Source organism: Bacillus sp. YH3-2-B2 (assembly GCF_053663335.1).
Genome location: NZ_JBSJQE010000003.1, coordinates 274,390 through 297,830, shown reverse-complemented (window position 1 = coordinate 297,830; position 23,441 = coordinate 274,390). Strand labels below are relative to the sequence as shown.

32 protein-coding genes are annotated in these 23,441 nt (G+C 47.7%); 28 read left to right on the top strand and 4 right to left on the bottom strand.

Going from position 1 to position 23,441, the window contains the following annotated elements:
- Nucleotides 1–9 precede the first annotated feature (9 nt).
- The 4 genes from ACWJJX_RS11770 (at nt 10) to ACWJJX_RS11755 (ending at nt 1,968) form a co-directional block, all read left to right on the top strand.
- Nucleotides 10–354 carry an antibiotic biosynthesis monooxygenase family protein gene (locus ACWJJX_RS11770; protein WP_003153298.1) on the top strand — a complete coding sequence of 115 codons (345 nt, stop codon included), beginning with the start codon at nt 10–12 and terminating at the stop codon, nt 352–354.
- On the top strand, nt 351–1,319 hold the full coding sequence (locus ACWJJX_RS11765; RefSeq protein ID WP_146284403.1) for a GNAT family N-acetyltransferase: 969 nt from the start codon (nt 351–353) through the stop codon (nt 1,317–1,319). Before ACWJJX_RS11770 ends, ACWJJX_RS11765 begins: the two co-directional genes overlap by 4 nt.
- Nucleotides 1,320–1,391: 72 nt before the next feature.
- Nucleotides 1,392–1,754, top strand: a complete 363-nt coding sequence (locus ACWJJX_RS11760; protein ID WP_014305346.1) for an iron-sulfur cluster biosynthesis family protein — start codon at nt 1,392–1,394, stop codon at nt 1,752–1,754.
- Nucleotides 1,729–1,968 (top strand): DUF2552 family protein, encoded by a 240-nt coding sequence (locus tag ACWJJX_RS11755; RefSeq protein ID WP_003153307.1) that lies wholly within the window; start codon nt 1,729–1,731, stop codon nt 1,966–1,968. Before ACWJJX_RS11760 ends, ACWJJX_RS11755 begins: the two co-directional genes overlap by 26 nt.
- Before the next feature lie 39 nt (nt 1,969–2,007).
- On the opposite strand, the gene ACWJJX_RS11750 is transcribed toward ACWJJX_RS11755, so the two are convergent.
- On the bottom strand, nt 2,008–2,922 hold the full coding sequence (locus ACWJJX_RS11750) for an alpha/beta hydrolase (RefSeq protein ID WP_025649815.1): 915 nt from the start codon (nt 2,920–2,922) through the stop codon (nt 2,008–2,010).
- Between the two features lie 122 nt (nt 2,923–3,044).
- Here ACWJJX_RS11750 and ACWJJX_RS11745 point away from each other — a divergent pair, with 122 nt between their 5' ends.
- Nucleotides 3,045–3,269 carry a YqkE family protein gene (locus ACWJJX_RS11745; RefSeq protein ID WP_070082061.1) on the top strand — a complete coding sequence of 75 codons (225 nt, stop codon included), beginning with the start codon at nt 3,045–3,047 and terminating at the stop codon, nt 3,267–3,269.
- A 32-nt stretch (nt 3,270–3,301) separates the two neighbouring features.
- Here ACWJJX_RS11745 and ACWJJX_RS11740 read toward each other — a convergent pair whose 3' ends face one another.
- Together ACWJJX_RS11740 and mciZ are read right to left on the bottom strand one after the other, a co-directional pair.
- A complete protein-coding gene (locus ACWJJX_RS11740; RefSeq protein WP_060674371.1) occupies nt 3,302–4,222 on the bottom strand; it encodes an aldo/keto reductase in 921 nt (306 codons plus the stop codon).
- 62 nt (nt 4,223–4,284) lie between these two features.
- The gene (gene mciZ / locus ACWJJX_RS11735; protein WP_003153315.1) at nt 4,285–4,407 is read right to left on the bottom strand and encodes a Z-ring formation inhibitor MciZ; all 123 of its coding nucleotides are present in this window, start codon (nt 4,405–4,407) and stop codon (nt 4,285–4,287) included.
- Nucleotides 4,408–4,485: 78 nt separating this feature from the next.
- Between mciZ and ACWJJX_RS11730 the strand changes: the two genes are divergently transcribed.
- Both ACWJJX_RS11730 and ACWJJX_RS11725 read left to right on the top strand, forming a co-directional pair.
- Entirely contained in the window at nt 4,486–5,040 is a 555-nt protein-coding gene (locus ACWJJX_RS11730) for an NUDIX hydrolase (protein WP_003153317.1), read from the top strand.
- Nucleotides 5,040–6,203, top strand: coding sequence for a TIGR00375 family protein (locus ACWJJX_RS11725; RefSeq protein ID WP_015388049.1), 1,164 nt, complete (start codon nt 5,040–5,042; stop codon nt 6,201–6,203). Before ACWJJX_RS11730 ends, ACWJJX_RS11725 begins: the two co-directional genes overlap by 1 nt.
- Nucleotides 6,204–6,213: 10 nt before the next feature.
- Here ACWJJX_RS11725 and ACWJJX_RS11720 read toward each other — a convergent pair whose 3' ends face one another.
- Nucleotides 6,214–6,567: a helix-turn-helix domain-containing protein gene (locus ACWJJX_RS11720; protein WP_015388050.1), complete on the bottom strand. Its 354-nt coding sequence runs from the start codon at nt 6,565–6,567 to the stop codon at nt 6,214–6,216.
- Nucleotides 6,568–6,743: 176 nt separating this feature from the next.
- Between ACWJJX_RS11720 and ACWJJX_RS11715 the strand changes: the two genes are divergently transcribed.
- The 21 genes from ACWJJX_RS11715 (at nt 6,744) to spoVAE (ending at nt 23,440) form a co-directional block, all read left to right on the top strand.
- Complete coding sequence (locus tag ACWJJX_RS11715) at nt 6,744–7,733, top strand: type I asparaginase (protein ID WP_003153321.1); 990 nt, start codon at nt 6,744–6,746, stop codon at nt 7,731–7,733.
- Between the two features lie 37 nt (nt 7,734–7,770).
- A complete protein-coding gene (aspA, locus tag ACWJJX_RS11710; protein WP_003153322.1) occupies nt 7,771–9,198 on the top strand; it encodes an aspartate ammonia-lyase in 1,428 nt (475 codons plus the stop codon).
- A gap of 141 nt (nt 9,199–9,339) precedes the next feature.
- Nucleotides 9,340–10,746 (top strand): Na+/H+ antiporter NhaC, encoded by a 1,407-nt coding sequence (gene nhaC, locus ACWJJX_RS11705; protein WP_454022993.1) that lies wholly within the window; start codon nt 9,340–9,342, stop codon nt 10,744–10,746.
- 12 nt (nt 10,747–10,758) lie between these two features.
- Nucleotides 10,759–12,072 carry an NAD-dependent malic enzyme gene (locus ACWJJX_RS11700; protein WP_014305342.1) on the top strand — a complete coding sequence of 438 codons (1,314 nt, stop codon included), beginning with the start codon at nt 10,759–10,761 and terminating at the stop codon, nt 12,070–12,072.
- A 111-nt stretch (nt 12,073–12,183) separates the two neighbouring features.
- On the top strand, nt 12,184–12,474 hold the full coding sequence (locus tag ACWJJX_RS11695) for a hypothetical protein (RefSeq protein WP_003153325.1): 291 nt from the start codon (nt 12,184–12,186) through the stop codon (nt 12,472–12,474).
- A 56-nt stretch (nt 12,475–12,530) separates the two neighbouring features.
- Nucleotides 12,531–12,758, top strand: a complete 228-nt coding sequence (locus ACWJJX_RS11690) for a hypothetical protein (protein WP_003153326.1) — start codon at nt 12,531–12,533, stop codon at nt 12,756–12,758.
- A gap of 76 nt (nt 12,759–12,834) precedes the next feature.
- Nucleotides 12,835–13,479, top strand: a complete 645-nt coding sequence (gene spoIIM / locus ACWJJX_RS11685; RefSeq protein WP_007409404.1) for a stage II sporulation protein M — start codon at nt 12,835–12,837, stop codon at nt 13,477–13,479.
- A 112-nt stretch (nt 13,480–13,591) separates the two neighbouring features.
- A complete protein-coding gene (gene fur / locus ACWJJX_RS11680) occupies nt 13,592–14,041 on the top strand; it encodes a ferric iron uptake transcriptional regulator (protein ID WP_003153330.1) in 450 nt (149 codons plus the stop codon).
- 114 nt (nt 14,042–14,155) lie between these two features.
- A complete protein-coding gene (locus ACWJJX_RS11675) occupies nt 14,156–14,383 on the top strand; it encodes a YqzK family protein (protein ID WP_003153331.1) in 228 nt (75 codons plus the stop codon).
- 7 nt (nt 14,384–14,390) lie between these two features.
- Complete coding sequence (xerD, locus tag ACWJJX_RS11670; RefSeq protein ID WP_012117897.1) at nt 14,391–15,281, top strand: site-specific tyrosine recombinase XerD; 891 nt, start codon at nt 14,391–14,393, stop codon at nt 15,279–15,281.
- Nucleotides 15,282–15,448: 167 nt separating this feature from the next.
- Nucleotides 15,449–16,633 (top strand): phosphopentomutase, encoded by a 1,185-nt coding sequence (gene deoB / locus ACWJJX_RS11665; protein ID WP_003153338.1) that lies wholly within the window; start codon nt 15,449–15,451, stop codon nt 16,631–16,633.
- A gap of 11 nt (nt 16,634–16,644) precedes the next feature.
- Nucleotides 16,645–17,463, top strand: a complete 819-nt coding sequence (locus ACWJJX_RS11660; protein ID WP_003153340.1) for a purine-nucleoside phosphorylase — start codon at nt 16,645–16,647, stop codon at nt 17,461–17,463.
- 136 nt (nt 17,464–17,599) lie between these two features.
- Nucleotides 17,600–18,769 (top strand): D-alanyl-D-alanine carboxypeptidase family protein, encoded by a 1,170-nt coding sequence (locus tag ACWJJX_RS11655; protein WP_003153342.1) that lies wholly within the window; start codon nt 17,600–17,602, stop codon nt 18,767–18,769.
- A gap of 95 nt (nt 18,770–18,864) precedes the next feature.
- Nucleotides 18,865–19,218, top strand: coding sequence for an anti-sigma F factor antagonist (spoIIAA, locus tag ACWJJX_RS11650; RefSeq protein WP_065180567.1), 354 nt, complete (start codon nt 18,865–18,867; stop codon nt 19,216–19,218).
- The gene (gene spoIIAB, locus ACWJJX_RS11645; RefSeq protein ID WP_003153347.1) at nt 19,215–19,655 is read left to right on the top strand and encodes an anti-sigma F factor; all 441 of its coding nucleotides are present in this window, start codon (nt 19,215–19,217) and stop codon (nt 19,653–19,655) included. Before spoIIAA ends, spoIIAB begins: the two co-directional genes overlap by 4 nt.
- 11 nt (nt 19,656–19,666) lie before the next feature.
- Nucleotides 19,667–20,434 carry an RNA polymerase sporulation sigma factor SigF gene (gene sigF / locus ACWJJX_RS11640; protein ID WP_102422740.1) on the top strand — a complete coding sequence of 256 codons (768 nt, stop codon included), beginning with the start codon at nt 19,667–19,669 and terminating at the stop codon, nt 20,432–20,434.
- A 126-nt stretch (nt 20,435–20,560) separates the two neighbouring features.
- Nucleotides 20,561–21,181, top strand: coding sequence for a stage V sporulation protein AA (locus tag ACWJJX_RS11635; protein WP_070082055.1), 621 nt, complete (start codon nt 20,561–20,563; stop codon nt 21,179–21,181).
- Nucleotides 21,171–21,596, top strand: a complete 426-nt coding sequence (locus ACWJJX_RS11630) for a stage V sporulation protein AB (protein WP_003153350.1) — start codon at nt 21,171–21,173, stop codon at nt 21,594–21,596. The genes ACWJJX_RS11635 and ACWJJX_RS11630 overlap by 11 nt, the downstream gene beginning before the upstream one ends.
- Before the next feature lie 12 nt (nt 21,597–21,608).
- The gene (spoVAC, locus tag ACWJJX_RS11625; RefSeq protein WP_003153353.1) at nt 21,609–22,061 is read left to right on the top strand and encodes a stage V sporulation protein AC; all 453 of its coding nucleotides are present in this window, start codon (nt 21,609–21,611) and stop codon (nt 22,059–22,061) included.
- Nucleotides 22,062–22,072: 11 nt separating this feature from the next.
- A complete protein-coding gene (gene spoVAD, locus ACWJJX_RS11620; RefSeq protein ID WP_025649812.1) occupies nt 22,073–23,089 on the top strand; it encodes a stage V sporulation protein AD in 1,017 nt (338 codons plus the stop codon).
- On the top strand, nt 23,090–23,440 hold the full coding sequence (spoVAE, locus tag ACWJJX_RS11615; protein ID WP_003153356.1) for a stage V sporulation protein AE: 351 nt from the start codon (nt 23,090–23,092) through the stop codon (nt 23,438–23,440).
- Nucleotide 23,441 lies beyond the last annotated feature (1 nt).

Below are 23,441 nucleotides of genomic sequence, written 5' to 3'. Positions count from 1 at the left end.
GGGATGAATATGGGTTTTTTAGCTGACACGCCCAAACCGCCCTATTATGCGGTCATTTTTTCATCAATAAAGGGAAAATATGATGAGGAATATGAGCATACGGCAGAGCGCATGATGAATTTGGCAGGCGGACAGCCGGGCTTTTTAGGCGCGGAAAGCGTTCGGGAGGAAAACGGCTGCGGCATCACGGTTTCCTACTGGGACAGCCTGGAGGCGATTAAAAGGTGGAAAGACCATACTGACCACCGGGCGGCAAAACAAAAAGGAAAAAGCGCCTGGTATGAAGCGTACGCGGTCCGCATTACGAAGACGGAGTCACAGCGGATGTTTGCGTCAAAAGGGGCGGAAGATTGATTACATTTTTACGGCATACACAAGAACAGACGGCGCGGGAAATTGCGGCGGTTCAACGTTGCTCTTATCAAAAAGAAGCCGAGCTGATCGGCTTTTTCGGCATTCCAGCCCTGCATGAAACACCCGGTGACATACAGAGGTCACGGGAGACGTTTGCCGGTTTCAAGGAAAAAGATCGGCTTGCAGGCGTCATTTCGTATGAAAAAAAGGGGTATGACCTTGTCATATGCAGGCTGACGGTGCACCCGTCCGCCTTTCGGAAAGGAATCGGACGGGCACTTATTCAATTTGTGATAGATCAAAACCGGGACGCCCAAAAAATAGAGGCGGCTACCGCCAGTCAAAACGTTCCGGCAGTCTCTCTCTATTTAAAAACCGGGTTCACAGAAGCCGGACAGACAGAGACGCCGGAAGGGCTGACCCTCTCGTTTTTTCATCTTTATCCGAAGAGGAAAGCGGAAGTTGTTCCGTACAAGCCGGAATGGAAAGAGATGTTTGAAAGAGAGAAGGCGGACTTGATCCGAATCTTCGGCCCCGCTCTTCATTCTGTCAGCCATATCGGCAGCACCTCCATCCCGGGAATGGCCGCAAAACCCGTCATTGATATACTGGCGGAGGTCAAAGATATTTCGGACGCTGACCGATTCAGTCCGCAGCTGGAAGCACTCGGCTATGAGGCGAAAGGAGAAAACGGGATAGAGGGCCGGCGTTTCTTTCAAAAAGGCGGCAGCAAGCGCACACACCACATCCACATATACGAAACAGGCCATCCGGATGTGAAGCGTCATCTGCTGTTCCGGGATTACCTCACTGCAAAGCCTGAAAAAGCGGCTCAATACATGGAACTGAAACGGCGGCTCGCAAAGGCATACCCATACGATATGGAAAAGTATAGTGAAGGGAAAAATGACTGGATCAAGGCGGCTGAACAAGAGGCAAAGGACTGGGAGAGCAGGCTGCTGTAAAGAAAGCAGAAACAATGCATACAGCGGCTCCGGTATGCTACAATGGCGAAAATGAAAAACGGAGGATCATCTATGCAAATACATGTGACGGATGCGGCGAAACACACACTTCAGCAGGCGATGGACGCCAACCCGGGGAAAAAAGCGCAGCTCCGCTATGACGCAGAAGGCTGCGGGTGCGCGGTGAGCGGCGTGCCGACCATCTGGCTGGCGGACGAATTAACGGGACAATGCGAGGCCATTGAAACCAACGGACTTCCGCTTTACATCCAGACCTCACAAAAAGTGTTTTTTGACGAGGAAATGACAATCGATTACAATGAAAAGGCAAAAACGCTCGTCTTAAAAAGCCCGGCAGAGATGCTGAGCCCGAGAATGAGCATATTAGTAAAGCAGGGAGAAACGGAAAGTGAATCAAAAGCTGAAAGCCATTAAACAGACGGCACAGCATAAAACGTGGGTATCCTTTCTGAACAACAACCACCCGTACAGTCTGCTGCACTGGTCCATCGGAGGCGCTGAATCCGTTCAGAAGGATGTCTGGCTGCTTCAGGATGAGATGACCTTCAAAGCGCAGGAGTTTACGACAATCGACCTCGCCATTGACTGGATCGGAGAAAATATGGACGGGATTACCGACGTTTTATGACGGGAAAGCGAAAGAACCAGCATACGTTCTTTCGCTTTTTTACGTTTGCGTCATGGTATCTAAAAAGGTTTGAACGGCTTTGCGGTAGCTCTCCGGATTTTTGGTGTACGACATGGCATGCCCGCCCGATTCGGCCAGATAGAGCATCTTCGGGCCGCGTTTTCTGCGGTGCAGCAATTCGGAAGAAGCGGGAGGTATATAATCATCTTCCTTACTGTGAATAAACAGCACGGGCTGCCGGATTCGGCTGATAACCGATAAAGGCGATACATCACGGATACGGTATCCTTCTCTCATCCGCAAAAAGAAATCAGCCAAAGGCAGAAGCGGCCACGGAGGCAGCCGGAACTCCCGCTTCAGCCTGTAGGCGAGCTGATCGCGAAAGCTTGCGAACGGACAGTCCGCAATATAAAAATCAGCGCCGTTTTCATCCTGATGCCCGCCCGCGTATAATAAGGCCGTCACCGCTCCCATCGATTCCCCGTGGATGCCGATTTGACCGCCGTCTCCCGTTTTGTGTCTCACCCAATTCACGGCTTCTTCCAAATCATCTTTTTCAAAATAGCCGTAGCTCGTCGTTCTGCCGCCGCTTTTTCCGTGCCCGCGGTGGTCATATACGAGCACATTCCAGCCTAAATCTAAAAATAAATCCATGTATTTCAATGAATTGAACGAATTTACGGTAACGCCGTGACAAATAATCATGGTGTTTGCCGTATGATGCGGGGCGACGTAAAAGCCTTTGATCTCATACCCGTGGCGTGACAGGATGACGGCCTCTTCTTTTTCCATGGCCTGAAAGGAATCAAATCTATCATGCCCGTCGGCCGTTTCTTTTTTCATGATATCTTCATCCGTCTTTTTCTTCATAAACATAATCAGATTCGTAAAAGCGAATCCGGCAGCCAAAAAGACTGCGCAAGCCGAACCGAACACCGCCAGCCATTTTTTCACACAGGCACCCTCCTTTCATATGAAAAATCCTTCCTCCGGCTTTTCAGGACCGTGAACGTTGCCGGCCTCCGGCGCTCCGTGGTACACTTGCTTCACCATATTCAGATACGGGGGGCGTAATGATGAAAAAGCAGCTGCCTAAAGAAAAACACAGCTTAAAAGACGATCTGGGGGAAGATCTGAAGGCCAGGCTTTTGCAAATGAAAAGTGAGCTGAAGGAAGAAGACGAGAAAAAACAGGCGCAGCAAAAAGCGGAACAAATCAGAAAACGAAAAGAAAAAGAAAAAAATAAAAGCTTTGAAGAGCTGCTGAATGAAAGCAGTCTCGATTGGCACAAATATAAATAAACCGGCATCTGACAAGGTGCCGGTTTTATTGTTTAAGAACGATGGGCTTCGTATACGTCCCGTTTTGTATGGTATTGCAGAGCTTTGATTTCCTGGCTGCTTAAACGCCGGGCCTCTGCAGCCGAACAGTTTTCTCTCAGCTGCTCAAGTGAGCTGGCTCCGGTGATGACAGAAGCGACGGCCGGCTGTGACAGTAAGTATTGAAGGGAAAGCTCCGTCATGCTCAAGTCAGGTGCGGCAGCGCTGATCGCTTTTTTAGTTTCTTCCAGTTCTGCAAAAGAATATGTTAAATAGCCGTTCTCTTTTACGCTTGCGGCTGCTTGATCAAGCGGTTTTTCCGTAAGAAGCCCTTTAGCGACAGGCCCTCTGGCGACGACGCTGATTCTGTTCTCCTCTAAAAGGGGAAGCCACTCCTCAGGACGCCGGTCCAGCAGGCTGTATTGCATCATAACGCTTGAGATATTTGATTTTTTTACATATTCTTTAATGACATTCGGACGAATCGAGGAAATGCCGTAATACCGGATGACACCTTCCTGTTTTAAGTCCTCAAACGCTTCGATCGTTTCGTCAATATGGTCTTCCATCGTGCCGCCATGCAGCTGATAAAGGTCGATATAGTCCGTTTTCAGCCGGCGCAGACTGTTTTTGACCGCTTCTTTTATGTATCCTTTGGAGGCGTCCCAATGCCAGCCGTCTTTATCATCATTCCAGCGGTTTCCGGCTTTCGTGGCTAAAATGATGTCGTGCCTGCGGTTTTTGACGGCCTCCCCGACAATTTCCTCATTTCTGCCGAAATCATAAAGGTCAGCGGTATCTAAATAATTGATTCCAAGCTCGATCGCTTCATCCAAAATAGACAGCGCTTCAGCTTTATCCGTGCCCAGCGACATACAGCCGAGCCCGATTTCGCTTATTTCTAAATCAGAATGTCCCAGTGTGCGTTTTCTCATCGTTTCGCTCCTTTTTATAGTCTTTTATTGACCGTAATATAAAGGCGCGAAGTTTTCAACTGTTAAGGCCCGGTGATCCAATCTCCGACATAGCGGAATGTCCGTCCGTATTCTTTCAGTTTAGCCCGCACTTCCCACGCCTTTCCGACCAATACGATACTTTTATCCTTCCGGTACACCTTCAATCGAAAAGCACCTCCCTCTCATGCATGTATGATAAAATATATGAGGCATAATAGAGAGACAGAACGGGAGATGACATGATGAAACATTTAGAAGAAAAAACACTTGCGAAAAAAAAGCTGTATGACGGGAAAGTCATAGATCTTTACTTAGAGGATGTAGAGCTCCCGAACGGAAAAACAAGCAAGCGGGAAATCGTCAAACATCCGGGAGCGGTGGCCGTACTTGCGGTGACCGAAGAAGGAAAAATCATTTTGGTGAACCAGTTCAGAAAGCCGCTGGAACGGACAATCGTTGAAATTCCGGCCGGGAAGCTTGAAAAGGGGGAAGAGCCGGAACATACGGCGTTAAGAGAGCTCGAGGAAGAAACGGGATATACGGCGGAAACCTTGACGAAAATCACCGCTTTTTATACATCACCCGGGTTTGCTGATGAAATCGTGCATCTCTTCCTTGCGGAAGGGCTTTCGCCGCTGGAAGAAAAGCGCGAACTGGATGAGGATGAATTTGTCGAAGTCATGCAGGTCACGCTTGAAGAGGCCGTGAAGCTGATTGAATCCCGCAGGGTGTATGACGCAAAAACGGCGTACGCGATTCAGTATCTGCAGCTGAAAGAAGCACTGAAGGAAAAATGATGAAAACCATCTATGCGGATCTGCATATTCATATCGGCCGCACCTATACGGGAAAACCGGTCAAAATCACCGGGGCCAAAACGTTGACGCTGCATCGGATTTTAGAAGAGGCCAGTGAGGGGAAGGGAATTGAACTATTGGGCATCATCGACTGCCATTCCCCGGAAGTCATAGAAGAAATCGAGCGCGGAATTGATGAAGGCAGATACCGTGAGCTGAAAGAAGGCGGCATCCGGTATCGGAATACGACGCTTCTGTTGGGCAGTGAGCTTGAAATCTATGATCACACATGCCGCGGGCCGATTCACGTTCTCGTCTTTATGCCGTCTCTTGCCGAAATGAAGATGTTTTCTGAGTGGCTCGCAAAAAGGCTTAAAAATATCCATCTCAGTTCCCAGCGTATTTATGAAACCGGTTTGAATCTTCAAAGGAAAACAAAGGAATTGGGCGGGCTGTTTATTCCCGCCCATATGTTCACCCCGCATAAAAGCCTGTACGGAAAAGGGGTCATATCTTCTTTGACAGAAGTTTTCGACCCGGCGCTCATTGATGCGGCGGAACTCGGATTAAGCTGCGACACCGACATGGCTTCGCGGGTAACGGAACTTGATCCGTATACATTTTTAACAAATTCTGATGCGCATTCCTTAGGAAAAATCGGCAGAGAATATAATGAAATGCTTCTTAAAGAAGCGAATTTCACGGAATTTTCGCTGGCTTTAAAAGGGAAGGACGGAAGAAAAATCACGGCGAATTACGGGCTGAACCCGAAGCTCGGGAAGTATTACCGGACGGCTTGCGACCGCTGCGGCAGCCCGGTTGAAAAAGGAGCTTCCGCCTGTCCGGAGTGCGGGGGGAAAACAATGACAAAAGGGGTCAGTGAACGGCTGGAGGAACTGAGCGGCCCGAAAAAAAGCCGCGTGCCGCGGCCGCCGTATATTCATCAAATCCCGCTGCAGTTCATTCCGGGGGTCGGGCCGAAAACGTTAGACAAACTGAAGCGGGCTTTCGGGACGGAGATGGCGATTCTTCATCAGGCGCAAGAAGAGGAATTGGCGCATGTCGTCCAGCCTAAAATAGCGGCTGTCATTCATAAAGCGCGCACCGGGCAGCTCGTCCTTGAGGCCGGGGGCGGAGGGACGTACGGCAGAATCAAGCCGTAAAAGCCGGATTTTAGCGGAGCTCCTCCTGCACCTTCTTTTTCGTGCGGACAAACGCAATCAATTCGATGATTTCATCCTGATTCAGCGGCTGTCCGTCAACGGTCAGTGTGCCGCGGCCTTGTGCGGCGTTTGTTAATTCGATGGTCTGGGTAAACGGCTCCGCCTTTTTTTCAGCGCGCCCCAGTAAATCGTCGCACGTCGTGTCAAACAGATCGGCAAGCGTGCCCAGCGCCTCGAATGACGGACGCCGGTATCCTGATTCATACCCGGCGTACGTGCTTTTGGCGATGCCGAGACGGTCAGCCGTATATTGAAGAGACCAATTTTTCTTTTTTCTCAGTTCAGTTAAACGATCTAAATTCATATTCAAAACCGCTCCTTTTCACTTGAGCAAATTATATCATATCGATATGCAAAAGTGTACGCGAATTGAATAATAATCACTTGATTAATTTCAATCGTCTGTCTATAATTTGATTAAAAGTATGCGAAAAGCGAATGCTTAACACATCTTGAGAAATGGATGAAGAGGTGCAGGGTATGAAAAAATTATTGCTGTTAACAACCGGAGGAACAATCGCCTCAGTCGAAGGAGAAAACGGGCTTGCACCCGGGGTGAAAGCAGACGAATTGTTAACCTACGTATCAAAACTTGATAACGATTACACGATGGAAACCCATTCGTTAATGAACATCGACAGCACAAATATGCAGCCTGAATACTGGGCCGAAATCGCAAATGCTGTCAAAGAAAAATATGACGCATATGACGGGTTCGTCATTACGCACGGGACAGACACAATGGCGTATACATCAGCGGCACTGTCTTATATGCTTCAGCATGCTGATAAACCGATCGTCATTACGGGTTCGCAAATTCCGATTACATTTCAAAAAACCGATGCCAAAAAAAATATCACGGACGCGATTCGCTTCGCATGTGAAGGGGTGGGCGGCGTATACGTCGTATTTGACGGCAGAGTCATTCAAGGCACACGCGCCATTAAATTAAGAACGAAAAGCTATGATGCATTTGAGAGCATTAACTATCCGTATATCGCGTTTATTACCGAAAACGGAATTGAATACAACAAACAAGTGCACATGCCAAAAGACGATGCCTTTACGGTCAATACCTCACTTTGCACGGACGTGTGCCTGCTCAAGCTCCACCCGGGGCTGAAACCGGAAATGTTTGACGCATTAAAGGGCATGTACAAAGGGATCGTCATTGAAAGCTACGGCAGCGGCGGCGTGCCGTTTGAAGGAAGAGACATTCTCGCCAAAGTCAATGAAATGATTGAAAGCGGCATTGTCGTCGTCATTACGACACAATGTCTTGAAGAAGGAGAGGACATGAGCGTCTATGAAGTCGGCCGAAGAGTCAATCAAGATCTCATTATCCGCTCCAGAAATATGAACACGGAAGCCATCGTGCCGAAATTAATGTGGGCGCTCGGCCAGTCTCACAACTTGGCTGAAGTCAAAAACATTATGGAGACACCGATCGCAGACGACGTTGTACTGTAAAAACATGACTACCACAAAGAGAAAGTAGGGTTTTAGCATGACAAACGCGCAAAAAGAATATCGTCAGGAAAAAGATTTCCTCGGAGAAAAACAAATTGAAGCTGATGTGTATTACGGAATCCAAACGCTGCGCGCGAAAGAAAACTTTCCGATTACCGGCTACCGCATCCACGAAGAGATGATTAATGCGCTCGCCATCGTCAAAAAAGCGGCGGCGCTTGCCAACATGGATGTAAAACGGCTGTATGAAGGAATCGGAAATGCGATTGTCCAGGCCGCAGACGAGATTCTTGAGGGGAAATGGCATGACCAATTCATCGTCGATCCGATCCAAGGGGGAGCCGGAACGTCCATGAACATGAATGCCAACGAAGTAATCGGCAACAGAGCGCTTGAAATCATGGGGCATAAAAAAGGTGAATACATTCACCTCAGCCCGAACACACACGTCAACATGTCACAATCGACGAACGACGTGTTCCCGACGGCAATCCATATTTCCACCTTAAAACTTTTGGATAAGCTCCTTGATACGATGGCGCATATGCTGAGTGTCTTTAAGGATAAAGCGAAACAATTTGATTCTGTCATTAAAATGGGGCGCACACACCTTCAGGACGCTGTGCCGATCCGTCTCGGACAGGAATTTGAAGCATACAGCCGCGTGCTCGAGCGTGACATAAAGCGAATTAAACAATCCCGCCAGCATCTGTATGAAGTCAACATGGGGGCAACGGCCGTAGGGACGGGGCTTAATGCCGATCCGCGCTACATAGAACAGGTTGTAAAGCATCTGGCTGACATCAGCGGACTGCCGCTTGTCGGCGCCGGCCATTTGGTTGACGCCACACAAAACACTGATGCGTATACGGAAGTTTCAGCCGCGTTGAAAGTATGCATGATGAACATGTCTAAAATCGCCAACGATCTGCGCTTAATGGCTTCAGGCCCGCGCGCGGGACTTGCGGAAATTTCACTGCCCGCCCGTCAGCCGGGATCATCCATTATGCCAGGGAAAGTCAACCCTGTAATGGCAGAGCTGATCAACCAAATCGCCTTCCAGGTCATCGGGAATGACAATACGATCTGCCTCGCTTCAGAAGCGGGCCAGCTGGAGCTTAACGTAATGGAGCCGGTACTCGTATTTAACCTGCTTCAATCCATCAGCATCATGAATAACGGGTTCCGTTCATTTACCGATCATTGTCTGGCGGGAATTGAAGCCAACGAAAAACGTCTGAAGCAATACGTGGAAAAGAGCGTCGGCGTCATTACAGCGGTCAATCCGCACCTCGGGTATGAAGCGGCTGCGCGAATTGCCCGTGAAGCCATCATGACGGGGCAATCTGTAAGAGATCTTTGCCTTCAAAATGATGTCCTGACAGAAGAAGAATTGGATATCATTTTGAATCCGTATGAAATGACAAAACCGGGGATTGCTGGAAAAGATCTATTAGAAAAATAAATTTTAAAGTAACAACAACCGCCTTTTCACGTTTTTCAGTGAATAGGCGGTTGCCATACAAAGGGATGAGGCAGTATAGTATAATTTGTTATATCATTTGATGAAAGCGTTTTAGCTTTTTTCTTCTAGGGGGATTTTCTTGTGAAAGAGGTCAGATTGCCAAATTTATTGGAAATTATTATCTTATTATTCGGGTTTTTAGCACTTGTCTTATCGTTCACAGTGTTTTTAGACCTGCCGATCCAGCTAGCTCTATTAATATCCTGGTTTTTCGCTATTATTCTCGGAGTCAGGCTGGGATATTCATATAAAGACTTGCAGGATTCGATTGTCACCGGGATATCAAACGGTCTTGAAGCGGTGTTGATTCTCGTTTCGGTCGGTGCGCTCATCGGGACATGGATTGCCGGCGGCGTTGTGCCGACGTTAGTTTATTATGGTTTAGAGTTTATTAATCCTCATATTTTCCTTCTGGCTACACTGGTTATCTGTTCCGTTATGTCCGTTGCGACCGGAACGTCGTGGGGAACCGTGGGAACCGCGGGAATCGCCATGATTGCCATCGGAGAGGGAATGGGTATACCGCTTCCGATCGTAGCGGGAGCCGTTTTGTCCGGCGCTTACTTCGGAGACAAGCTTTCACCGCTGTCTGACAGTACGGTGCTTGCCTCCACGCTTTCTAAGGTGGATGTGCTGTCACACGTCAGAGCGATGATGTATCTGTCAATTCCGTCCTATATTATTACGGCCATTCTATTTACCGTAACGGGATTTATATACGGCGGAAAAAATATTGATCTCGACAAAGTGGAATTTTTAAAATCTTCATTGCAGAAAACGTTTGATATTCATATATGGATGCTCATTCCGGCTGTTGTCGTCGTTGTCCTTCTGATTTTGAAAAAGCCGTCTATGCCCGTTATCGTCATCGGTGCTTTGCTTGGCGCAATCTGGGCTTCCGTCTTTCAGGGAATGAATTTTGCCGATGCCATTGCGACTGCTTATAATGGTTTTTCTATTAAAACGGACGTCGAATTTTTAAACGGCCTGTTAAACCGCGGAGGCATTACCGGTATGCTGGATACGTTAGTCGTTATTCTGTTCGGTCTCGGTTTTGGGGGAATTCTTGAGAAGCTCGGCGTATTAAAAGTGATTGTCTCAACTTTTGAGAAAAAGCTGACCACACCGGGAAATGTGACGCTTTCGACATTGATCGTCGCCCTTTTAGGAAACATTTTCGGCTGTGCGATGTACGTGTCATTGATTCTGACGCCGAAAATCATGGAGAACAGTTATGATAAACTGAAACTTGACAGAAGAGTTTTATCCCGGAACGCAGAGGTGGGCGGAACGCTTACTTCAGGGATGGTGCCGTGGTCTGATAACGGCATCTATATGGCCGGCATTCTCGGCGTATCCACATTTTCATATCTGCCGTTCATGTGGCTCAGTTTTGTATCTATCGGACTGGCAATATTGTACGGATACACGGGGAAATTCATTTGGTACACGAAAGAAAAATCCTTGCAATCTCAAAAATTGGGTTAGGAGGTTCATTTCATGATTACAAAGCATATGATTCGGACGTTAATGATTGAAACGCCGACTGTTCCCGGAAATCTCGGAAAAGTGGCAACCGCCATCGGAGTGATGGGCGGAGATATCGGGGAAGTTGAAACCGTTAAAGTCGGCCCGAACTACACAATGCGCAACATCACGGTGCAGGCCGAAAATGAGGAGCAGCTGCAGGAAATCATTCAAGCCATTGAAGCTCTCGGTGAAGGCATCCGGCTTCATACAGTCTCAGATGAAGTGCTCTCTGCTCATGAAGGCGGCAAAATTCAAATGAAAAGCAAAATGCCGATCCGGACATTGGCTGAGCTTGGCCGTGTTTATACACCGGGCGTCGCCGATGTGTGCCGACTGATTGAAAACGAGCCTGAAAAAGCGTCCATCTATACGACAATCAGCAATTCTGTCGCCATTGTCACCGACGGCACGGCGATTCTCGGCCTCGGCAATATCGGTTCTGTCGCCGGAATGCCTGTAATGGAAGGGAAAGCCGCGCTTTTTGACCAGCTGGCGGGTATCAGCGGAATTCCGATTTTGCTTGATACCTCTGATCCGGAAGAAATTATTCGCACGGTAAAACATATTTCTCCGGGGTTCAGCGGAATACTGCTTGAAGATATCGGTTCGCCTCACTGCTTTGACATTGAAGACCGCCTGAAAGAAGAACTGGATATTCCGGTTATGCACGATGATCAGCACGGCACGGCGGTCGTCACGCTCGCCGCCGCCATTTCCGCTTGTAAAAGCGCCGGTCTTGATTTAAAAGAAGCGAAGGTCGGACAGATCGGTCTCGGCGCGGCAGGCGTCGCCATCTGCCGGATGTTTATGGCATACGGAGTCAAAGCGGTCTGCGGAACGGACAAGTCAGAAGACGCAATGAACCGCCTCGCTCAGTACGGAGGTCAGCCGCTTGGAAGCATCAAAGATTTAATGGACACGTGTGACATTGTGATCAGCACCACCGGAGTTCCGGGTCTCATTAAAAAAGAGGATGTCAGAAAAGGACATGTCATTCTGGCCTTATCTAATCCGAAGCCGGAGATTGAACCGGAAGACGCATTACAAGCCGGAGCCGCTTATGCAGCCGACGGCCGCTCGGTCAATAATGTTCTCGGCTTCCCGGGGATTTTCCGCGGCGCGCTGAACGCCAAAAGCAAGAAAATCGACCATGAAATGCTTGTGGCGGCCGCAGAAGCCATCGCCTCTTGCACAAAACACGGCGATCTCGTGCCTCAGCCTTTGGATGCGGACGTGCATCAGGCTGTATCAGCAGCCGTAGAACGGGCCGCGGCAGGAAAATAAACAACTCTTACAGTACCGGACATGTGCCGGTGCTGTTTTTTTAGATGAATAGGAAACGGAATTCTTAGGCAGGCTAACAGATAGCAAAAGACGGAATAAAGAGGTGTCAATGTGGATTATTTTCCGCTGATCCATACAAATATTTGGGATGCTGTGATCGGCGTGCCGGTCGTCTTATGCGTTACACAGCTGATCAAAGTGTTCTGCCGGGTTCCGGGCATATTCGTTCCCACGATTGCCCTTGCTGCCGGAAATGTTGTGTCTATCGTTTTCGGTCACCATGAACACGTGTATGCGGGGATTTTCATGGGATTTTTTTACGGATACGCCGCTATGGGGAGCTATTCATCTGCCAAAACGTCTCTGCGCGCTTACCGGTCGAAACATGAGCCGTATTCATGAACACATCGGGATTTTTTTGTTATGATAAAGAAAAGGCAAAAAGGAGCGATTGGCACATGGCGAAGAGCAAAACGAAAAAAATGCGGGAGCATCTCAGAAGAAACGGGATGCGTGACGCAGTCTTGTCAAGGGGGACGGCGCCGTCTTTCAGCACCCATGAAAGAGTGACGAAAACCAAAAAAGACAGGCTTGAAAGAATAAAGCATAAAAAAAGGAACCCCTATGATCACCGGAGTGATGACGGGGGTTCTTTTTTTATGCCCGAATCTCGCGCCTTTCTATGATTTCTCTGTCATGTTTTCTCTTTTCTTTCATACAATCTACTAAATCAAGTCAATAGATTAGCGGGAGGAAAGCGGTATGAGAAAACAATCGTACAAAGAACTGTTTTTTCGCCATGTAAAGGATCATCTGTCACTTTATATATTTGTGTTCGTCTTGTTTTTGATGGGAGTCATTTTCGGGGCGATCATCGTCAACAGCATGACCATCACGCAGAAAGAAGATTTGTATTACTATTTAAGCAAGTTTTTCGGACAGCTGTCTGACGGAAAACATGCCGGCGCTTCAGAAATGTTTTGGCAGGCCGTCTTTCATGATGTAAAATATTTGGGGCTGATGTGGATTCTTGGTATTTCCGTGATCGGTCTTCCGGTTATTTTCATTATGGTGTTTTTAAAAGGAATCGTCGTCGGCTTCACGGTCGGTTTTTTAGTGAATCAAATGGGGATGAACGGGTTTTTCCTGTCATTTATTTCGGTTCTGCCGCAAAACATCGTTCTCATTCCGGCATATCTTATCATGGGGACATGCTCCATCGCTTTTTCACTGAAACTGATCCGGCAGCTGTTTGTCAAACGCAGCCTTCATGACGCGCCGATCCAATGGTTCGGACGTTACGCCTTCGTACTGATTCTCATCGTTTTCTTCTCGGTCATCGCTTCGCTGCTCGAAGCGTACGTGTCTCCGCTGTTTATGGAAAAGCTGTCTTCACGCATATTTTAGAATGATTATCACAAAATAATACTTTTATTTATCAGTTTATAATAATTATAGTTGGAACTCTGCGCGTATTTTGTTATAATGAGTCATGGAATGCGGCGTAGGAGGGAAAGACATGGAAAACCGTATTGATCGAATTAAAAAGCAGCTGCACTCGTCAAGTTACAAGCTTACGCCACAGCGGGAAGCAACGGTAAGAGTGCTGCTTGAAAACGAAGAAGACCATTTAAGCGCAGAAGATGTATACCTCCTCGTAAAAGAGAAATCTCCTGAAATTGGTCTCGCTACAGTATATCGTACATTAGAATTATTAACAGAATTAAAAGTCGTTGATAAAATTAACTTCGGGGACGGCGTATCCCGCTACGACCTTCGCAAAGAAGGCGCGGCTCACTTTCATCACCATTTGGTGTGCATGGAGTGCGGAGCCGTCGATGAAATTGAAGAAGATCTGCTTGAAGACGTTGAAGAAGTGATTGAACGTGATTGGAAATTTAAAATTAAAGATCATAGATTGACTTTTCACGGAATCTGCCACCGCTGCCGCGGGGATGAAACAGAGTAAAAGCCTATGAACCTTTTCTGCCAGGAAAGGGTTTTTTGCTGTTTTTATGTATAAAAGCCTTTGAAATTGGCATAAGGTGTACTAACAGCCGCCAAAGAAAGGGTCGATCGAAAGATGGGCAGATTCCTGAAAACAGCCGCGGATACGATCAAAGTGTTTATTCTGTTCACAGGTTTTACCGCGCTGTTCTATTATGCTATGATATGGGTGAATTCAGAGTATGAAAACTATCATCGGTACGATAAACCGGAAGGCTCCGCCGTCAAAGTGGCCAAAACGGAACATGAGGAGAAAGACGGCTGGTTCGGCCGATTGATCTTTTTTTACCAAAACGGGGAGTAGATCAAGAGTGAAGGATCAAATTAAGGATTTCATCCATTATGTGAGGGTTGAAAGAGGGCTGTCCCAAAATACGATGATGTCCTATGAGCGTGATCTGAAAAGTTATTCTCTCTTCTTAACTGAAACCCTTCAGATCACTTCATGGAATGATGTGACCCGTCTTCATATTATTCAATATTTAAAGCATATAAAGGACTCCGGGAAATCCGGCAAGACGTCTGCCAGGCATTTGGCGTCGATCCGGTCTTTTCATCAATTTCTGTTAAGGGAAAAAGCCGCGGATAAAGATCCTTCGGTACATATTGAAACACAAAAAACAGAGCGGACGCTTCCGAAAGTATTGGCGCTTCACGAAGTTGAGCGGTTATTGGACACGCCTAAGCTTGACAGCCCGTTCGGTCTCAGGGATAAAGCCATGCTTGAACTGCTGTACGCAACCGGCATCAGGGTCAGCGAGATGATCGAGCTGAAATTATCCGACGTCCATTTGACGATGGGATTCGTCCGCTGCTTCGGAAAAGGGCGGAAAGAGCGGATTGTGCCGATTGGTGAAGCCGCTTCCCATGCGATAGAAGCATACATTGAAAAAGCCAGAGGGAAATTATTAAAGAAAAACGTAACCGAAGCGCTTTTTCTGAATCATCACGGCAGGCAGATCAGCCGTCAGGGGTTCTGGAAAAACCTGAAAAAAATCGCCCTTGAAGCGGGGATTAAAAAAGAGCTGACACCGCATACGCTCCGGCACTCTTTTGCAACGCACCTGCTCGAAAACGGCGCGGATCTGCGCGCCGTGCAGGAGATGCTCGGACATGCCGATATTTCCACGACGCAAATTTATACGCATGTGACGAAAACAAGGCTGAAGGACGTGTACAAACAGTATCATCCGCGCGCTTAGGAGCCGCTGCCGGAGGGGCCGCGGCTTTTTTGCCGGATTGGCGGAATACAGAGAAGGTTCTAATTATTTGAATCGGCATTGTCAACAAGAATGTAAACGGTTTATACTTGAGTTGTCTGACCTCTGTAAGCTACAATGGACAGATGGAAGAAAAGGAGGCTTTTATGATGTCTGAATACAAATATAACCGGGTATTTTTGATCGTAATGGATTCTGTCGGAATCGGTGAAGCGCCGGACGCCGCCGATTTTAATGATATAGGCGCAAATACGCTCGGACACATCGCAGAGCACATGAACGGCTTACATATGCCCCATATGGCGCAGCTCGGTCTCGGACTGATCGGAGACATTAAGGGCGTGGAAAAAACGGAGCACCCTCTTGCGTACTACGGAAAAATGCAGGAGGCGTCAAACGGGAAAGATACGATGACGGGGCACTGGGAGATTATGGGCCTCTACATTGAAAAACCGTTTAAAGTGTTCCCGGAAGGATTTCCGGATGAACTTCTTCAGGAACTTGAGCGGCGTTCAGGACGGAAAATCATCGGAAATAAGCCGGCTTCAGGCACGGCGATTCTGGACGAGCTCGGAAAAGAACATATGGAAACGGGTGCGCTGATCGTTTATACATCAGCAGATTCCGTGCTGCAGATTGCGGCTCACGAAGATGTCGTTCCGCTGGAAGAGCTGTACAGCATCTGTGAAACGGCCAGAGAACTGACGCTTGATCCGAAGTACATGGTCGGCCGAATTATCGCAAGACCGTTCGTCGGCGAACCGGGCAGTTTCAAACGCACGCCGAACCGTCATGATTATGCGCTCAAACCGTTCGGCCGCACGGTAATGAACGGAATGAAAGACAGCGGATTAGACGTCATTTCCATCGGCAAAATTTCTGATATTTATGACGGAGAAGGCATTACATCTTCCCGCCGCACGGTATCTAATATGGATGGCATGGACAAAGTGATTGAAACGCTCGGTGAAGAGTTTACGGGCCTGAGCTTTGCCAACCTCGTTGATTTCGACGCGCTGTACGGACACCGCCGCGATCCGGAAGGGTACGGAAAAGCGCTCGAGGAATTCGACGCGAGGCTTCCGGAAGTGTTTGAAAAAATGAAAGAAGACGATCTGCTTATTATCACTGCGGATCACGGCAATGATCCTGTCCATCACGGCACGGATCACACGCGGGAGTATGTGCCGCTTCTTGTTTACAGCAAAAAGCACAAACATACAGAACAGCTGCCGCTTGCGGATACATTTGCCGATATCGGCGCAACCATTGCCGATAATTTTAAAACGGAAAAGCCGGAATACGGAAAAAGCTTTTTATCAAGATTACAGTAGGGGGACTTTTTTTGAAACAAAAGATCGAACGTGCTGCTGCATTTATTAAAGAACACGTGAAAGAAACACCAAAGATCGGTCTGATTTTAGGGTCAGGGCTCGGCGTATTGGCCGATGAAATTGAAGGAGCTGTCAAGCTTACATATGAAACGATCCCTGATTTTCCGGTCTCAACGGTAGAAGGCCATGCCGGCCAGCTTGTGATGGGAACGCTTGAAGGCGTGCAGGTCATCGCGATGCAGGGCCGCTTTCATTACTATGAAGGCTACTCAATGGATCAGGTCACATTTCCCGTCCGCGTGATGAAAGCGCTCGGCGTTGAATCTCTCGTCGTGACGAATGCAGCCGGCGGTATCAACACTGAATTCCGCGCCGGCGATCTGATGATTATTACAGACCATATCAACTTTACAGGCACCAACCCGTTAATCGGGCCGAACGAAGCTGAATTCGGAGCGAGATTCCCGGACATGTCAGAAGCCTATGACAAAGAGCTGTCAAGCTTGGCTGAAAAAACGGCCGATGAGCTGGGCATTCCAGTTCAAAAAGGTGTGTATACAGCTGTTACGGGGCCGTCTTACGAAACACCTGCTGAGGTTCGGTTTTTAAGAACGATGGGGTCTGACGCTGTCGGCATGTCGACCGTGCCGGAAGTCATCGTCGCCAACCACGCGGGGATGCGCGTGCTCGGCATCTCATGCATTTCCAACGCGGCGGCAGGTATTCTTGACCAGCCGTTATCCCATGAAGAAGTAATGGAAATGACGGAAAAAGTAAAAGGCGGCTTTTTGAAGCTTGTCAAAGCCGTAGTCGCACGATCTCAAAAATAAGTCAGCATAAGTCAGCTGTTTCTTCGGAAGCAGCTGTTTTTTTGTGTCCTCAACACGAAACATTTTCCAGATGAGGCGTATAAAACCACCGGATTTGGAAAAAATAAAAAGGATTATGAAATGGAGGGCTTTGGAGATGAAACGTCTTATATCCACTTTGTTGATTGGCATTTTATTAACGGCATCAGCACCGTCCGCTTTTGCAAAGCCGGACGGAAAACATACATCGGAGCTCGCTCATGAAGCCAAAAGCGCCGTGCTGATTGAACGCGATACGGGAAGCATTCTTTATAACAAGAACAGCCGGGAGCGTCTGGCGCCGGCAAGCATGACAAAAATCATGACCATGCTTTTAATCATGGAAGCGCTTGACAAAGGGAAAATAAAGATGAGCGATAAAGTCAGGACGAGTGAACACGCCGCGTCTATGGGCGGATCACAGATTTTCCTTGAACCCGGAGAAGAAATGACGGTAAAAGAAATGCTCAAAGGAATTGCGATAGCTTCCGGAAATGACGCATCTGTCGCAATGGCGGAGTATATCGCCGGTTCAGAAGAGGATTTCGTCAGCCGGATGAACAAAAAAGCAAAAGAATTGGGATTGAAAGATACCTCCTTCAAAAACCCGACGGGACTGCCTGAAAAAGACCATTACAGCTCTGCTTATGACATGGCGAAAATGGCGAAGGAATTATTAAAGTACGATAAAATCACTCAATTTACGGGAACGTATGAGGATTATTTAAGAGAAAATACAGACAAAAAGTTCTGGCTCGTCAATACAAACCGGCTGATCAAATTTTACCCGGGTGTAGACGGCGTGAAGACGGGCTTTACAGGCGAAGCGAAGTATTGTTTAACCGCTACCGCTAAAAAAGGAAATATGAGGGTCATCGCTGTCGTTTTCGGAGCCAGCACCCCGAAAGAAAGAAATGCCCAAGTGACCAAAATGCTTGATTACGCCTTCAGCCAGTTCAAAACACACCCGCTGTACAAACGGAATCAAATCGTCGGAACGGTAAAAGTGAAAAAAGGAAAACAGAAACTGATCAAGCTGACCACATCTGAGCCGATCTCTCTTCTGGCCAAAAAGGGAGAGAACATGGACAAAGTAAAAAAAGAAGTGAAAATCAACGGCAATGTAACGGCTCCGGTTAAAAAAGGAGAGGTGCTCGGCAGCCTCGTTCTGAAAAAAGACGGAAAGGTGCTCGTTGAAAGCCCGGTCACGGCAAAAGACGACATGGAAAAAGCGGGTTTTCTCACTTTTCTGAAGCGGACGATGGGAGATTGGACAAAATTTAAATAATCGTGGCGAACGGGCACTAGTTTTGTCATAGTGAAGGAATTGCTTTCCCAAAAATCGAAACACTCATTATCCGATCATATCAAGGAGGAATGAGCATGAGCCTTGGAATTGACTTTCATGTCAAAGAATCCGTGCTTTGTATTCGATTAACAGGTGAACTCGACCATCATACGGCAGAATCATTAAAACAAAGGGTTACTGAATCGCTGGAGGCTGACGGCATCCGTCACATTGTGCTGAACCTTGAAGATCTTACCTTCATGGACAGCTCCGGCCTCGGCGTGATTTTAGGGCGTTATAAACAAATTAAACAGCTCGGCGGAGAAATGGTCGTGTGCGCGATTTCGCCCGCGGTGAGACGCCTGTTTGACATGTCCGGCCTGTTTAAAATCATCAGGTTCGAACAATCGGAACAAAAAGCGCTTTTAACGTTGGGGGTGGCATCATGAAAAACGAGATGCATCTTGAATTTTCAGCCCTCAGTCAGAACGAATCGTTTGCGCGCGTAACGGTTGCTTCTTTTATCGCGCAGCTCGACCCGACGATGGATGAGCTTACGGAAATCAAGACCGTCGTATCAGAAGCGGTAACAAACGCAATCATCCACGGCTATGAAGAAAACTGCGACGGAAAGGTGTACATCTCCGTTACGCTGGAGGATCATGTCGTCTATTTGACCATACGTGACGAAGGCCTCGGGATCACGGATCTTGAGGAAGCGCGCCAGCCGCTCTTTACGACAAAACCCGAGCTTGAGCGCTCCGGAATGGGCTTTACCATTATGGAAAACTTCATGGATGATGTCACGATTGATTCTTCGCCGGAGATGGGAACGACGATACGCTTAACAAAACACCTATCAAAAAGCAAAGCGCTTTGTAATTAAGGAGATTTGTTATGGATGTGGAGGTTAAGAAAAACAGCAAAAACGCGCAGCTCAAGGACCATGAAGTCAAAGAATTAATCAAAAAGAGCCAAGAGGGCGACCAGCAGGCAAGAGACCTCCTCATAGAAAAAAACATGCGTCTTGTGTGGTCCGTCGTTCAAAGGTTTTTAAACAGAGGCTATGAGCCGGACGATCTGTTTCAGATCGGCTGTATCGGATTGTTAAAATCCGTTGATAAATTCGATTTGTCCTATGATGTCCGTTTTTCAACTTATGCCGTGCCGATGATTATCGGGGAAATCCAGCGCTTCATCCGCGATGACGGAACCGTCAAAGTATCAAGATCTTTAAAAGAGCTCGGCAATAAAATACGCCGGGCGAAAGATGAACTGTCAAAAACATACGGAAGAGTGCCGACCGTCCAGGAAATCGCGGATCATTTAGAAATTGATGCGGAGGATGTGGTGCTTGCGCAGGAAGCGGTGCGGGCGCCTTCATCCATTCATGAGACCGTGTATGAAAATGACGGAGACCCGATCACCCTGCTTGATCAGATCGCTGATCATTCAGAAGAGAAGTGGTTTGAGAAAATCGCCCTCAAGGAAGCGATCAGTGATTTGGAAGAACGGGAAAAACTCATTGTCTATCTGAGATATTATAAAGATCAGACACAGTCGGAAGTAGCCGAACGGCTCGGGATTTCCCAAGTTCAGGTATCGAGGCTGGAGAAAAAAATATTAAAGCAGATTAAAGTGCAGATGGATCATACGGAAAGCTGACCTTTTACGGGCCGGCTTTTTTTATTTGTGCATCGGTGGTAATTTATGGTCTTTTGCCGCTGATGAATGAGAACAAAAGTGAACCACATACTACATATATAACCACCCGAAAGATGGTGATGCAAGATGGAAAGACGAATATTTCTCAGACTTCGCCACCGCGTGAAGGCTCATACCGGAGATATCATCACAGTCGGCGACGCCGCGCAGATTGCGGGACAGCAAAAGCTGAAAAAAAAACTGTCGGCACTGCCGCTGTATAAGGTCACGAAAAAAGACAAAAATATCGTCGTGCTGGACATCATAAAAGTGCTGAAAACCATTCATACCGCTTTTCCCGCGCTTGATGTACAGACCGTCGGCGGCGCTGAAACGATAGTGGAAATCCATTACCAGAAAAAGCAGCTGTCAGCCGTTTTATTCGTCGGTGTCTGGCTCCTGCTTTTTATCGGTTCATGTCTTGCCATTATGAATTTTCATGAAGATGTCAGTATGAGAGAAGTTCATATCGCCTTATATGAAATCATAACGGGCGAACGGAATGAATACCCGTATCTGCTTCAGATTCCATACAGCATCGGCCTCGGTCTCGGTATGATCGTCTTTTTTAATCACATCTTCAAAAAACGCCTGAATGAAGAGCCAAGCCCGCTGGAAGTCGAGATGTTTAATTATCAGATTGATCTCGATCATTATGTCGCAATGCACGAAAATGAAGAGACGATGAAAGATCTGCATGATCGTTAGCATTCTTTTCGTTATATTTGTCGGGCTTGGCGGAGGGCTGACCGTGGGCGCGGGCTTTGTGGCTTTTTTAACCGTTATGGGAATCGTCCCCCGCCTTATGCAGCTGACAAAGACAATGCGCTTTGTACAGGCCTACGAAGGAGCTGTTATTTCAGGAGCTGTGTTCGGCGGCTGGGAAACCTTAAATATGAATCATTTTTTTTTATCTGAATGGCTGGCCGTTCCGGTCGGGCTTTTGGCCGGCATGTTTATCGGCATGCTGGCCGCAGCGCTTACAGAAGTGCTGAATGTGCTTCCCATTCTTGCCAAACGGATCGGCTTCGGCAGCAAAATCATCATATTGCTGATGGCCATTGTGTTCGGCAAAATAGCCGGCTCTTTATTTCATTGGCTGTATTTTATCCATCATTCATAAGGAGGAACCGACGTGACAAACTTAAAAGAAAATTACAAAACAAAAGTGAAAGACTATCAGCCGAAACCGCCATATGTTTGGAATTGCGTCAAAGCCTTTCTGATCGGCGGTTTGATCTGTCTGATCGGGCAGGCTCTTCAAGACTTTTACATCCACTTTTTTAATTTTAATGAAAAAACAGCGGGCAACCCGACGGCCGCCACTCTTATTTTAATTTCCGCTCTTTTGACCGGATTCGGCATTTATGACAGACTCGGGCAGTTTGCCGGAGCGGGTTCAGCCGTGCCGGTGACGGGTTTTGCAAACAGTATGACAAGCGCGGCTCTGGAACACAGAAGTGAAGGACTCGTGCTCGGAGTAGCGACAAACATGTTTAAATTGGCGGGAAACGTCATTGTATTCGGCGTCGTGGCAGCCTATATCGTAGGCCTGATACGGTTTGCTTGTGAAAAACTGTTTTCGTAGGAGGAGAAAAAATGAAATTAACCGGAAAGCAAACCTGGGTGTTTGAAAACCCGTTATTTGTAAATGCGGCGGGGACGGCAGCCGGACCGAAAGAAAAAGACGGCCCGCTCGGTTCGCTGTTTGATAAGACATACGATGAAATGCATTGCAATCAGAAAAACTGGGAAATGGCGGAACGTCAGTTAATGGAAGATGCCATCAACTCAGCTTTGCAAAAACAGAATTTGAAAAAGAGCGATATTGATTTGTTACTCGCGGGGGATCTTTTAAATCAAAATGTGACCGCCAACTACGTCGCCAGACATCTGAAAATCCCGTTCCTCTGTCTGTTCGGCGCCTGTTCGACATCAATGGAAACGATTGCCGTCGCATCCGCGCTCATTGACGGCGGTTTTGCGAACCGGGCGATCGCAGCCACGAGCAGCCATAACGCGACCGCAGAACGGCAATTTCGCAATCCGACGGAATATGGCGGGCAAAAACCGGATACCGCCACTTCGACGGTCACGGGGGGCGGGGCGGTCATCATCAGCCAAAACCCTTCTGATATCAAGATTACAAGCGCAACAGTGGGAAAAGTAAGCGACCTCGGAATAACAGATCCGTTCGATATGGGATCCGCCATGGCGCCAGCTGCCGCCGACACAATCAAACAGCACCTGCAGGACTTAAACCGCACGGCGGATGATTATGATCTGATTTTAACGGGAGACCTTTCAGGCGTCGGCTCGCCGATCGTGAAAGATTTGCTCAAAGAAGAAGGCTATCCCGTCGGAACGAAACACGATGACTGCGGTCTTCTCATCTATACGCCGGACCAGCAGGTGTTTGCGGGCGGAAGCGGCTGCGCCTGCTCCGCGCTTGTTACGTACACACATATTTTTAATCAATTAAAATCAGGGGCTCTGAACAGGGTGCTCGTTGTCGCGACAGGAGCGCTTTTAAGTCCGACAATGATCCAGCAGAAAGAAACCATTCCGACCATCGCGCACGGTGTGGTATTTGAGCGGGCGGGAGGTGCATCATAAATGGAATATCTGTTGGCTTTTGTTTGCGGGGGAATCATATGCATTATCGGTCAGCTGCTGCTTGACATTTTTAAACTGACACCCGCCCATGTGATGACAACTTTTGTCGTCATCGGCGCCTTGTTGGATGGGTTCGGAATATATGACAAATTTATCGAATTTGCAGGTGCGGGCGCGACGGTTCCCATCGTCAGCTTCGGTCACAGCTTATTGCACGGCGCCATGCATCAAGCTCACGAGCATGGATTTATCGGGATCGCCATGGGGATTTTTGAACTTACTTCCGCCGGTATATCTTCAGCGATTTTATTCGCATTTCTTGTAGCCATTATTTTTAAACCGAAAGGATAAT